The following is an 11240-nucleotide window of genomic DNA, read 5'->3' on the forward strand; positions in this document are numbered from 1 at the left end:
CACCGCTTCAGTGAGGCATATTGTGGCCTGTATCGGCCAGTGAAACCCCTGCCGGACGTGCCGCCTGCTGCCAGCGACCGCGCGCGGCCTGGCGGTAGAAGCGCAGGAACAGCAGCACGGCCGCGGCCGACAGGCCTGCGATCAGGCCGATCCACATGCCGCGCGCGCCCATGCCCAGCGGAAACGCGAGACACCAGCCGACCGGCATGCCGATGCCCCAGTAGGCCAGCACCGTGATCAGCATCGGCACGCGCGTGTCCTTGAGACCGCGCAGGGCGCCGTTCGACGCGACCTGGATGCCATCGGAAAACTGGAACAGGCCAGCCAGGATCAGCAGCTGCGCCGCGAGCGAAATCACCGCCGCGTCGCTGGTATACAGCGCCGCGATACGCTCGGGCACCAGCAGCATGGCGCCAGCGGAGGCGAACTGGGTCGCGATGCACAATGCGATGCCGGCGTAGCCCGCGTAGCGGACGCCACGCTCGTCGCCGCGTCCGACCGCGTTGCCGACGCGCACGGTGATGGCCAGGGCCAGGCCCAGCGGCACCATGAAACAGACCGCCGAGACATTGAGCGCGATCTGATGACTCGACGCCGTGGTTTCGCCGAATCCCGCGAGGATCAGCGCGACGACCGCGAACAGACTCGCCTCCATGAACACGCTGACCCCCATCGGCACGCCGATGCGCAGCAGTTGGAGAATCGTCTTCGGGTCAGGCTTGTCCCAGCGTGCGAACAGCTGCTGGCGACGGTAGACCGGGCGCCAGTACAGCCAGGCCAGCAGCGCGAAGAACTGCAGCCAGAGCACGAGCGCGGTCGCCGCGCCGCAACCGGCCGCGCCATGTGGCGCGAAACCGAGCCGGCCGTACATCAGCGCCCAGCCGATCGGAGCGAGCAATACGAGGCCGAGCAGACCGAAGTACATGGTCGGCCGCGTCAGACCGACGCCTTCGCTGGCGCCGCGCAGCGCCAGATAGCCGCACAGGGCCGGCGCGCCCCAGGAGATCGCTCGCACGAAACCCTGCGCATCGGCGCGCAGCGACGGATCCACACCGATCCACTCGAGGAAATACGGTACGCAGACGCGCACCAGAAAGAACAGGATCACGCCCATGCCGGCGGCAAGCCACAGCGCCTGGCGGAACAGCGCACCGATCTCGCCGTGGCGCTGCGCTCCAGCCAGCTGCGCAACCGACGGCGACAGCGCGAGCATGACGCCGAGCGCGGCGACATAGGCCAGTACCCAGAAATTCGCGCCGACCGATACCGCGCCTAGCGTATGCGCATCGAGATGCCCGGCCAGCACCGTGTCGACGACCGTCATGCCCACGCCGCTGAGCTGACCCGCGACGAGCGGCAGGGCCAGGCTCACGGTGTCGGCACAGTCGCGCCACAGACGCTGACGATCAAAGCTGGGCATGGGAGGGGCTGACGCAGGCGGGCGACCGAACAGTCTAGCAGGTGGCTGCAAACGAACGGTCGATGGCAAGGCGCAAGGGCGAGGCAGACGCAACCGTCATCGTCCATACTCTGCCGTCGAACCCCTGCCGATGCCGCGCCCGATGACCGATCCCGCGCCCTATGACACGCCCGTGCCGCCACCGGCAACGCTGCAGCCGTCCGCCGCGACGCACTGCGCCAATTGCGGGGCCGCGCTCGAAGGCAAGTATTGCCACGCCTGCGGCCAGCCGATCAAAGGCATGATCCGGCCTTTGTCAGGCCTGACCGCCGACGTCGTCGACAGCGTCTTCAACCTCGACTCGCGCATCCTGCGTACGCTCGGCCCGCTGTATTTCAAACCCGGCTTCCTTACCACGGAATATTTCATCGGCCGGCGCCAGCGCTACGTCACGCCGTTCCGGCTGTTCTTCTTCCTGACGATCGTGGGTTTCTTCCTCGCCCAGATCTACCTCGGCCAGCTCGATTTCGGCACCAGTCCACTGGTCGACGTGGACAAGCCCCTCGTCCAGTTGGAAGGCCTGGGCATCGAAAAAGCGAAGACCGCCGAGGACGTCGTGCGCCAGCGCGACGAACTGATCAAGGGATTCAACGAGGCGCTGACCGACCCGGACCTGCCGGTCTTCGTCCGCAACAACCTCGAAGCCCAGATCAAGCGCGTGAACCGCGCGGCGGAAAGGCGGCTGGGGCAACTCAAGGACACACCGGCCACGCCGGACGTCGTCGAAAAGCCCAGCGAGGGCGCGCCGTCGGTGATCGCCGCCGTGCCCGCATCGCCCGGCGCAAACCCGCCGGGACCGGCCGCGATTGCAGTGCCTCCCGCACCCGATGCACCCGCCGTGCCGCGCCTGCCCGGCGCACCGCTGGTGACCGAGCCCGAAATCAACTTCATGCAGTTCAACGACAAGGCCTGGAACGCCAAGACCAATCCGCTGCGCATCGAATGGCTACCCGACATCGCCAACGCCAAGATCAACGAGATGATCGGCAACGGCGAGGTCAACTTCAAACGCGCGCTGAAAGAACCCAAGCGCTTCGTCGCGCTGATCGGCGTACTGCCGCAGTCGCTGTTCCTGATCATGCCGCTGTTCGCGGTGCTGCTGAAGATCTTCTACATCTTCAAGCGGCGCTACTACATGGAACACCTGATGGTGGCGCTGCACAGCCATGCCTTCATCTCGCTGAGCATCCTGCTGTTCTGTCTCGTGAGCCTGGCCGAACTGGCGTGGCCCGCGACCACACCGGTACTGTTCTGGGTCAACGTTGCCATCGGCGCGTGGATCCCGCTGTATCTGCTCATCATGCAGAAGCGCGTGTACCGGCAGAACTGGTTCATGACGGTGCTGAAGTGGGGACTCATCGGTTTCTGCTACATCTCGCTGATCAGCACCGCGGTCGCCATCGCAGCCGTCGTGGGACTCATGCTGCAGTGATCGTCTACGAGGTCAGCATCGAGATCGACCGCGCGCTCGGCGATGCCTATGCCGACTGGCTGCGCGACCACGTCGCGCAGATGCTGACCTTCGACGGCTTCGTTGCCGCGCAGCGCTATGAGCGCAGCGATCTGCCGGACGATGCACCGCGACGCGGCTTCGTGATCGCCTACCGCCTGCGCGATCAGGCAGCGCTGGATGCGTATTTCGCCGACCACGCCACCGCGATGCGCGCCGACGGCGAACGCCGCTTCGGTGGCCACTTCAGTGCGACACGCCGCGTGTTGCGCGAGCTTTAGCCGACGGCCGGCCCCGTTCCGCCCGGACCGGGCGAAACCAGCCGGAGAGCGCACCGGACAGCCCGTTTCACTACCGGCTTGCGCGATGCGCCTGAATCGCGCGGCAGGCAGTCCTGCAACGGCCTGACGTGGACGTTTCTACCCATCCCGTGATGCATCTGTGCTAGCCCGGCGCCGCCGCTTCCAGGCGCGCAGCCCGCGCCTCGGGCGTCATGCGCAGGAATTCCCGGCGCACTGTTTCGCGCTGCGCTTCCGGCGTCGCCTGCAGCAGGCGCCGGAAGGCCCGGCGCTGCGGCCCCGTGAAGCCGTCGAACATCGCGCGCATGGACTCGCGCTCGGCTTCGGGCAAGGAACTGAGCCAGCGCTGGCGCGCCAGCGCACGACGTTCGTCGCCGGCCCCCTGCAGGAATGCGCGGCGCTCCTCCGGATTCATGCGCGCGAATTCCTTGCGCAAGCGTGCCCGCTCCTCCGGCGGCAGGTGACGGAAGCGCTCCACGCCGCGGCGCACGCGTTCCTGCTGCTCGGGCGGCATCGAGCGGAAGGTGCGGAAGCGTTCGCGCAGCGCCGCGCGTTCCTCAGGTTTCAACGCCTGCCAGCGGCGGAAACGCTCCTGCATCTGGGCGCGCTGTTCCGGCGGCATCTGCGCCCAGCGCGCGGCGGCGCGACGCAGGCGCGCCTGACGCTCGGGCGGCAGCGTGTCCCAGGTCCTGGCGAACGGCTGCAACTGCTCGCGCTCGCTTGCGCTCAGGCTCGCGTACGGAATCGCGACGACAGGCGCGTCGCCCGGTTGCGCGGCCAGCGGCAACGTCGCCAACGCGAGCACGACGCAGAACAACACCCGCAAGGTCATGGCATCACTGCGCATCGTCATCCTCCCCGGGCGGCGAGGGTGGCAGCTCTGCCGGATCGACCCATTCCCCCTGGGCATCCTCGAACTCGCTGAGGTAGAGCAGCAGGTCCGGCTCGGCGGCCACGTCGGTGATCGGGGACGGCATGGCCGCGACCGTCGTCGCCGGTGTCGGCGACGGTGTCGCGGCGATGGCCGTGCCGCCCGCGGCGAGCAGTGCCGCGCTCAGCCATTGTGTTCGCCGTCCGCGTCGAGCCATGCGTAGAACTCCAGTTCGTCAGTCATTTCGAGCTCGCCCTCGGCGAGCAACTCGGCATCTTCCGGCGACAGCGTCGCGACCGCCGGCGGCGTCGAACCCGGCCACCAGATCGCGACCGCGAGCAGCAGCGACGCGGCGATGGCGAGGCGTCGTGGCCAGTGCAGCGCGGTGCGCGGCGCGGCCGCCGCGTCCAGCGCGCGCTGGCGTGCGCGATTCAGACGCGACAGCGTGGACGCATCCAGCCGCCGGGTGGACGCGTCGAGCAGCGCGCGCGCCTGTTCGGTCCAGTCAGGCCCAGGTTTCATCGGTGCGGCTCCAGAGCAAGGCGCAGCGCATTGAGCGCACGCCAGAGATGGGTCTTTACGCTGCCTTCGCCGCAACGCATGGCGGTGGCCGTGTCGGCCACGTCGAGTCCTTCCCAGATGCGCAGCAGAAAGGCCTGGCGCTGGCGCAACGGGAGCCCGCGCAGCGCGCCTTCCAGTGCCTGTCCGGCATCCTCGCCCATAAGCCGCAGCAGCGGGCCGGCTTCCTGGGTATCGGGCGCCGTCGCAAGCGGATCTTCCTCGCTGTCGACATTGCGCGCCGGCCACCAGGATCCCAGCCAGCGCCCGCGTACCTGGCTGCGCCGGTGCCAGTCGGTCACGCGGCTGTCCAGCACGCGGTAGAACAGCGGCGGCCAGTCGGCCTCGGGCTTGGCGGTGTAGTGGCGCACGAACGCGAACATGGCGTCCTGGACCAGATCCAGCGCCTCGTCGCGGTTGCCGGTGGAGAGTTCGGCGATGCGCAGCGCGCGCCGCTCGACGCTGCGCAGGAAGCCGTCGAGACGGGCCTTGCCGGTGTCGTGGTGCGCCTCGTCCAATGGCATCCCGTCCAGGTCCCTCGCCGAAGAAGCATTCATTCTAGGTCTGGCTCGTTGAACGGCTATCGGGCGAGCCGACGGCCGGCCGGCCGCGGTTCCCGCCGTGTACTGGACGCCTCAACGCACCACCTCGCCGACGGTTGACACGCAGCAAACCCAGCATCGGCGCGGTGGAGCGAATACGACGGCCATGTCAAGGGTTGTGCACAGCCGGGCGGCGCTGCCGCCGGCCGCCGCCGCAAATCGCGAAAATGCAGCATATGAACTTTTTAATACAATTCAAGTCATTGATTTAACTGGTATATGGCGAATTGATTAAAGATTCGCCAACATCGGACGAAGGGCGTATCTACGGCCTTTGCGCGCGCCTGTCCGGCGTTCATCCACAAGCTTATCCACAGGCCTTGTGGATAAGCGCCAAATCCTTTTCAAAACAGATCCCTGCAGATCATTGCTAAGAGAATGACCAGAAATGCCGGCCGGATTGTGACGGAATAGTCGAGCACGGCTGCGGGACGTAAGGCGGACCCTGGCGCAGCCCGTGACACTCGGAGATGATCGGCGTTTCGTCCCGCCGGAGCCTCGTCATGACGCTGGATCGCCGCAGCTTCCTGGGACTGGGCGCCGTCGCGCTCGTCGGCGCGCTGGCGCCACCACTGCCGGCCGCGGCGGATCCCTATGCACGCTGGCGCGGCCGGACTGTCATCAATGCGCTGGGCTCGCTGGGCAACCCGAACGTGCGGGATCCGGATGCAGACACCTCGGGCATCGCCGAGAGCAAGCGCGAGCGCTTGAGCATCGACGCGCGCGAGCTCGACGATCTGCGTGCTTCGGGCCTGACCGCGGTCAACTGCACGCTCGGCCACGTCGCCGGCCCCGGCGATCCGTTCGAACGCACGGTCTCGGAGATCGCGCTGTACGACCGGTTGATACAGGACCGTCCGGACGTCGTCTGCAAGGTGCTGCGCGCCGCCGACATCGGCAAGGCGCAGGCCGGGCGCAAGGTCGGGCTGATCTACGGCTTCCAGAACACGACCATGCTCGGCGACAAGCTGGAACGCGTCGACGTGTTCGCCGATCTCGGCGTGCGCGTGATCCAGCTGACCTATAACCCTGCCAACGCCGTCGGCGACGGCGCGATGGCGAAGGACAACCGCGGCCTGACCCCGTTCGGGCGCGAGGTCGTCGCACGCCTCAACGACAACCGCATCATGGTCGACCTGTCCCACAGCGGCGAGAAGACCTGCCTCGAAGCGGCCGGCCTGTCCCGGCAGCCGATCTCGATCAACCACACCGGCTGCCGCGCCCTGGTCGACCTGCCGCGCAACAAGACCGACGCGGAACTGAAGCTCGTCGCCGACAAGGGCGGCTTCGTCGGCATTTACTTCATGCCGTTCCTGAATCCCAGGGGCATCGTGACGGCCGACGACGTGGTCGCGCATATCGAGCACGCGGTGAAGGTCTGTGGCGAGGATGCGGTCGGCATCGGCACCGATGGCAGCGTGACCCAGATCGACGATCTCGATGCCTATCGCGCGGTGCTCGCGCGCGAAATCGAAGAACGGCGCAAGGCCGGCATCGCGGCGGCCGGCGAAGGTCCGCATACGCTGCCGTTCGCGGTCGACCTGCGCGGGGCCAGCCAATTCTTCGAACTCGCTGCGCGGCTGGACAAGCGCGGCCACAGCCCGACGCGCGTCGAGAAGATCCTCGGCGGCAATTTCCTGCGCTACGCCAAGGCGATCTGGCAATAGCGCGATACAACAAACCGGAATCTGCCCATGTCCGACGACTTCATCGCCCTGGTCAACCGTATCGTCGTGCCGGCGGGGCTGATCGCGATCATGTTCAGCATGGGGCTTTCGCTGCTGCCGCGCGATTTCGCCGAAGTCGCGCGCAACCCGCGCGCCGTTTTCGGCGGACTTTTCGGCCAGCTCGTGCTGCTGCCGCCGCTGGCGGTATTGATCATCTGGCTGTTCCGCCTGCCGCCCGCGATGGCGACCGGACTTTTCATCCTCGCGATCTGCCCCGGCGGCATCACCTCGAACGCCATCACCTATGCAGCGAAGGCGAACGTCGCGCTGGCCGTGGTGCTGACGACCGTTTCCAGCCTGATCACGGTGTTCACGATCCCGCCGCTGATGAACTGGGCGCTGGCGCACTACTTCGTCGCCGGCGAGGTGCCGCCGCTGTCGGTACCCCGGACCATGCTGCAGCTCGCACAGATGACGCTCGCGCCGATCCTGGCCGGCATGCTGCTGCGCCATCTCTGGCCCGTTGCCGCGGCGCGCCTGTCGGTATGGCTGCGGCCCGCATCGCTGATCGTGCTGATCGCCGTGATCGCGTTCGCGGTGCTCGTAAGCCTGGATCTGGTGCTCAAGAATCTGCTCTACGCCGGACCGGCCGCCTATGTGCTCAACGCCGCGAGCATGGCGCTGGGCCTCGGCATCGCCTGGCTGCTGCGGCTCGACCGCAACGACAGTCTGACCGTCGCGATCGAGGTCGGCATCCACAACGCGACCATGGCGACCTTTCTCTCCTTGTCGGTGCTCAAGGAAATGTCGCTCGCGATCACGCCGACGATCTACGGCATCATCATGGTGCTCAACGCAGGTCTGCTCGTACGCTGGCTGCGCCGCCGCCCGGCCGCGGTGCCCGCGACCGCATGAGCCTGCTCGTCATCGACGGCGCGACGGTGCGCGCACAGCTCGATGCGGCTGACTGCATCGCCGAACTGCGCGGCGCCATGATCGCCCTGTCCGACGGCCGCGCGCGCCAGCCTTTGCGCAGCGTGCTCGATCTCGCCGACGGCGATGCGTTCGGCGTGATGCCCGGGACGCTCGGCGACGGCAGCTTCGGCGCGAAACTCATCAGCGTATTCCCGCGCAATTTCGAGCGCGGCCTTTCCTCGCATCAGGGACTGATCACGCTGTTCGATCCGGACAGCGGCGCGCCGATCGCGATCGTCGATGCGAGCGCGGTCACTGCGCTGCGCACGGCCGCAGCGTCGGCACTGGCGACGGACGCACTCGCGCGCAGCGATGCACGCGTGCTCGCGCTGCTCGGTTATGGCGAACAGGCGGCGACGCATCTGCAGGCGATTTCGGCGGTGCGGAATATTGTCGAGGTGCGCGTCTGGGGCCGTTCGCGCGCGCGCGCCGATGGGTTCGTCGCGCGCGAGCGCCCGGATACACAGACCCACGGCGCGACACTCCTCGCCTGCGACGATGTCGGATCCGCCGTCGCCGGTGCCGACATCGTCTGCTGCCTGACGGCCGCGAGCGAACCCATCCTGTTTGGCCATCAGCTTGAAGCCGGCATGCATCTGAATCTGGTCGGTTCAGGACGCGCCGGGCCGGTCGAAGTCGACGACACGGTCGTGCAGCGCGTGCGCCTCTTCGCCGATCACCGCGAGTCCGTGCTGCGCCAGGGCGCCGAATTCCTGCGGGCGAAGCAGGCCGGCCTCGTCGACGACGCGCATGTGCTGGGCGAAATCGGCGAGCTGCTCGCAGGCCGCCTGGCAGGACGGCTCCACTCCACGGACATCACCGCGTACAAATCGCTCGGCAGCATCGTGCAGGACCTCGCTGCGGCGCAGTTTCTCGTGCGGCGCGCACGCGAGCGCGGCTTCGGCACGGTGATTGGTTTCTAGTGCGACCAGCCCCAGCTACTCTGCACGGCGTTGCCGTACCGGCTCCGTGCTGCACTACCCGAATCAGCGTCCATGCCTGACATCCTGCGCGTCGCCGTACCGGTGCCGCTCCCGCAGTTGTTCGACTACCTTGCGCCGCGAGGCGCATTGCCGGCGCCGGGCTGCCGTGTGCTGGTGCCATTTGGTCCGGGCAAGCAGGTCGGCATCGTCGTCGGCAGCGCGCAGACCAGCGACGTGCCGCGCAACAAGCTCAAGCCGATCAGCGCGGTGCTCGACAAGCAGCCGCTGCTGGGCGGCGAACTGCTGGCTACCTTGCAATGGGCGGCACGCTACTACCAGTATCCCCTGGGCGCCGTGTTGGAAACGGCCTTGCCAGTTGGGCTGCGCCAGGCCAAGCCGCTGCCCCTCGAAGGCTATCGCGCGCTGGCGCTCAGCGCAGAGGGGCGCGAGACCAGCGCCGACACGCTGCGCCGCGGCACGCGCATACGCGAACTGTTCGAACGCCTCGCCGATGGCCCGCTGACCTATGCGGCGCTGGATCTCGCCATCCCTCGCTGGCGCGACAGCGCGTCGGCGCTGCGCCAGCGCGGCCTGGTCGAGACGGTCGCGATCGCCGCGAGCGCCGGCCTTAGTGCACGCATCGATGCGCCGCCGCTGAATCCGGCACAGGACGAGGCCGTGAATCGCGTCGCCGCGTCGCTCGGCCAATTCCAGGCCTGGCTGCTCGACGGCGTGACCGGCAGCGGCAAGACGGAGGTGTACCTGGGCCTCATCGACCAGGTGCTCGCGCGCGGCGATCAGGCGCTGGTGCTCGTGCCCGAAATCGGCCTGACGCCACAGACGCTGCGCCGCTTCCGTGACCGCTTCGGCCATCGCGTGCATGCCTTGCATTCGGGCCTCGCCGAAGGCGAACGCTCGCGCACCTGGCTTGCTGCCGCGCGCGGCGACGTGGCCGTGATCCTGGGCACGCGCTCGGCCATCTTCGCGCCGCTGCCGCGGCTGGGCCTGATCGCGGTCGACGAGGAACACGACACCTCATACAAGCAGCAGGATGGCTTCCGCTATTGCGCGCGCGATCTCGCCGTGGTGCGCGCGCGCGCGTTGGGCATTCCGGTCGTACTGGGTTCGGCCACGCCATCGCTGGAAAGCCTCGCCAACGTCGCCGCCGGCCGCTACGAAAAGCTCGAACTGCCGCTGCGCGCCGGCAACGCACAGCCTCCGCACTTGCGCGTCGTCGATGCGCGGCGCTCGCGCCTGGCTCACGGTCTGGGACCGGAGCTGCTGCTCGCGCTGCGCGAGACGCTGGCACGCGGCGAACAGGCGCTGATCTTCCGCAACCGGCGCGGCTATGCGCCGGTGCTGTTCTGCCACGACTGTGGCTGGCACGCCGAATGCGAGCGCTGCGCCAAGCCCATGACGCTGCACCGCCAGCGCGGCCGCCTCGCCTGCCATCACTGTGAAGCGCAGCGGCGCGTGCCGGTGCAGTGTCCCGAGTGCAACGGCACCCAACTGATGCCGCAGGGCCAGGGCACGGAACGTCTCGAAGAAGCGCTGAGCGAGCTGTTTCCACAAATGCCGGTCGTGCGCATCGACCGCGAGACCACGCGACGGCGCGGCGCGCTCGAGGCATTGCTCGACAGCCTGGGGCCGCACCAGCCCGGCATCTACGTCGGCACGCAGATGCTGGCCAAGGGACACGATCTGCCCAACCTGACCCTGGTCGCGATACTTGGCGTCGACGAAGGACTGCACAGCATCGATTTTCGCGCGAGCGAACGCCTGGGCCAGCTCATCGTGCAGGTCGCCGGCCGCGCCGGTCGCGCGAGCAAGCCGGGCACGGTGCTGCTGCAGACACATCATCCGGATCACGCCTTGCTCGCGGTCCTGCTGCGCGGCGGCTATCGCGCACTCGCCCAGAGCCTGCTCGAAGAACGCCGCGCCGCGGAGCTGCCGCCGTTCGCGCACCTGGCATTGCTGCGCGCGGAAGCCAAGGAGGCGGATGCGACGCTGGAGTTCCTCGCCGCCTGTGTCACCGCGGCGGGCGAGGCCGAAGATGTCGCGCTGCTCGGCCCCATGCCGGCGCCGATGCCCTTGCGCGCAGGTCTCGCGCGCAGCCAGTTGCTGCTGTCCTCCCTGGACCGCGCGCGCCTGCAGTCGGCCCTGCCCGGCTGGATGGAACGGTGGCGCCAGCTGCCCTCGGCGCGGCGCGTGCGCTGGTCGCTGGATGTCGATCCTGTTGATCTGTACTGAGGTCGTTGGGACTGTCGCCCTTGGGACGTGCACCAGATCTTCGCCGCGCACCGCAGCAGCCGAAAACCGTGTCGCCTTTGGGCCATGCACCAGATCTCCACAACCCTGGCCAACGCTACGCATTGGCCGGTCCGGCCCGTTGGGCGTTCAGAGTGATCAGAACCTGCGGTTCTGGGCGATCACTCT

The 11240-nt window shown here is 68.0% G+C and carries 11 protein-coding genes; 6 read left to right on the forward strand and 5 right to left on the reverse strand.

Annotated elements, in window-relative coordinates; translation table 11 throughout:
* Positions 1–7: 7 nt before the first annotated feature.
* On the reverse strand, positions 8–1420 hold the full coding sequence (locus RUU78_RS21890; RefSeq protein ID WP_313919865.1) for an MATE family efflux transporter: 1413 nt from the start codon (positions 1418–1420) through the stop codon (positions 8–10).
* A gap of 142 nt (positions 1421–1562) precedes the next feature.
* Here RUU78_RS21890 and RUU78_RS21895 point away from each other — a divergent pair, with 142 nt between their 5' ends.
* Positions 1563–2891 (forward strand): DUF3667 domain-containing protein, encoded by a 1329-nt coding sequence (locus tag RUU78_RS21895; RefSeq protein WP_313919866.1) that lies wholly within the window; start codon positions 1563–1565, stop codon positions 2889–2891.
* Entirely contained in the window at positions 2888–3190 is a 303-nt protein-coding gene (locus tag RUU78_RS21900) for a DUF4286 family protein (protein ID WP_313919868.1), read from the forward strand. The genes RUU78_RS21895 and RUU78_RS21900 overlap by 4 nt, the downstream gene beginning before the upstream one ends.
* A gap of 163 nt (positions 3191–3353) precedes the next feature.
* Here RUU78_RS21900 and RUU78_RS21905 read toward each other — a convergent pair whose 3' ends face one another.
* The 4 genes from RUU78_RS21905 to RUU78_RS21920 are packed head-to-tail and all read right to left on the reverse strand — an operon-like array spanning position 3354 to position 5194.
* Positions 3354–4055 carry a DUF3106 domain-containing protein gene (locus RUU78_RS21905; RefSeq protein WP_313919869.1) on the reverse strand — a complete coding sequence of 234 codons (702 nt, stop codon included), beginning with the start codon at positions 4053–4055 and terminating at the stop codon, positions 3354–3356.
* Positions 4045–4296, reverse strand: coding sequence for a hypothetical protein (locus RUU78_RS21910; protein ID WP_313919870.1), 252 nt, complete (start codon positions 4294–4296; stop codon positions 4045–4047). The genes RUU78_RS21905 and RUU78_RS21910 overlap by 11 nt, the downstream gene beginning before the upstream one ends.
* On the reverse strand, positions 4263–4601 hold the full coding sequence (locus tag RUU78_RS21915; RefSeq protein ID WP_313919871.1) for a hypothetical protein: 339 nt from the start codon (positions 4599–4601) through the stop codon (positions 4263–4265). Before RUU78_RS21915 ends, RUU78_RS21910 begins: the two co-directional genes overlap by 34 nt.
* A complete protein-coding gene (locus RUU78_RS21920; RefSeq protein ID WP_313919872.1) occupies positions 4598–5194 on the reverse strand; it encodes an RNA polymerase sigma factor in 597 nt (198 codons plus the stop codon). The genes RUU78_RS21915 and RUU78_RS21920 overlap by 4 nt, the downstream gene beginning before the upstream one ends.
* Positions 5195–5742: 548 nt before the next feature.
* Here RUU78_RS21920 and RUU78_RS21925 point away from each other — a divergent pair.
* The 4 genes from RUU78_RS21925 to RUU78_RS21940 all read left to right on the forward strand — a co-directional run bounded on the left by RUU78_RS21925 (position 5743) and on the right by RUU78_RS21940 (position 11054).
* Positions 5743–6906 carry a membrane dipeptidase gene (locus RUU78_RS21925; RefSeq protein WP_313919873.1) on the forward strand — a complete coding sequence of 388 codons (1164 nt, stop codon included), beginning with the start codon at positions 5743–5745 and terminating at the stop codon, positions 6904–6906.
* A gap of 27 nt (positions 6907–6933) precedes the next feature.
* Positions 6934–7821, forward strand: coding sequence for a bile acid:sodium symporter family protein (locus RUU78_RS21930; RefSeq protein WP_313919874.1), 888 nt, complete (start codon positions 6934–6936; stop codon positions 7819–7821).
* Positions 7818–8804 (forward strand): ornithine cyclodeaminase family protein, encoded by a 987-nt coding sequence (locus RUU78_RS21935; RefSeq protein WP_313919875.1) that lies wholly within the window; start codon positions 7818–7820, stop codon positions 8802–8804. The genes RUU78_RS21930 and RUU78_RS21935 overlap by 4 nt, the downstream gene beginning before the upstream one ends.
* A 72-nt stretch (positions 8805–8876) precedes the next feature.
* Positions 8877–11054: a primosomal protein N' gene (locus RUU78_RS21940; RefSeq protein ID WP_313919876.1), complete on the forward strand. Its 2178-nt coding sequence runs from the start codon at positions 8877–8879 to the stop codon at positions 11052–11054.
* Positions 11055–11240: the final 186 nt, after the last annotated feature.

The sequence above is a fragment of the Tahibacter sp. genome, assembly GCF_032229445.1.
Taxonomy (GTDB): domain Bacteria; phylum Pseudomonadota; class Gammaproteobacteria; order Xanthomonadales; family Rhodanobacteraceae; genus Tahibacter.

What these genes read in the sequence shown, in the direction of transcription:
- RUU78_RS21890 (WP_313919865.1), bottom strand. Translation starts at nt 1,420, where the DNA reads ATGCCCAGCTTTGATCGTCAGCGTCTGTGGCGCGACTGTGCCGACACC.
- RUU78_RS21895 (WP_313919866.1), top strand. Translation starts at nt 1,563, where the DNA reads ATGACCGATCCCGCGCCCTATGACACGCCCGTGCCGCCACCGGCAACG.
- RUU78_RS21905 (WP_313919869.1), bottom strand. Translation starts at nt 4,055, where the DNA reads ATGCGCAGTGATGCCATGACCTTGCGGGTGTTGTTCTGCGTCGTGCTC.
- RUU78_RS21910 (WP_313919870.1), bottom strand. Translation starts at nt 4,296, where the DNA reads ATGGCTCGACGCGGACGGCGAACACAATGGCTGAGCGCGGCACTGCTC.
- RUU78_RS21915 (WP_313919871.1), bottom strand. Translation starts at nt 4,601, where the DNA reads ATGAAACCTGGGCCTGACTGGACCGAACAGGCGCGCGCGCTGCTCGAC.
- RUU78_RS21920 (WP_313919872.1), bottom strand. Translation starts at nt 5,194, where the DNA reads ATGAATGCTTCTTCGGCGAGGGACCTGGACGGGATGCCATTGGACGAG.
- RUU78_RS21925 (WP_313919873.1), top strand. Translation starts at nt 5,743, where the DNA reads ATGACGCTGGATCGCCGCAGCTTCCTGGGACTGGGCGCCGTCGCGCTC.
- RUU78_RS21930 (WP_313919874.1), top strand. Translation starts at nt 6,934, where the DNA reads ATGTCCGACGACTTCATCGCCCTGGTCAACCGTATCGTCGTGCCGGCG.
- RUU78_RS21935 (WP_313919875.1), top strand. Translation starts at nt 7,818, where the DNA reads ATGAGCCTGCTCGTCATCGACGGCGCGACGGTGCGCGCACAGCTCGAT.
- RUU78_RS21940 (WP_313919876.1), top strand. Translation starts at nt 8,877, where the DNA reads ATGCCTGACATCCTGCGCGTCGCCGTACCGGTGCCGCTCCCGCAGTTG.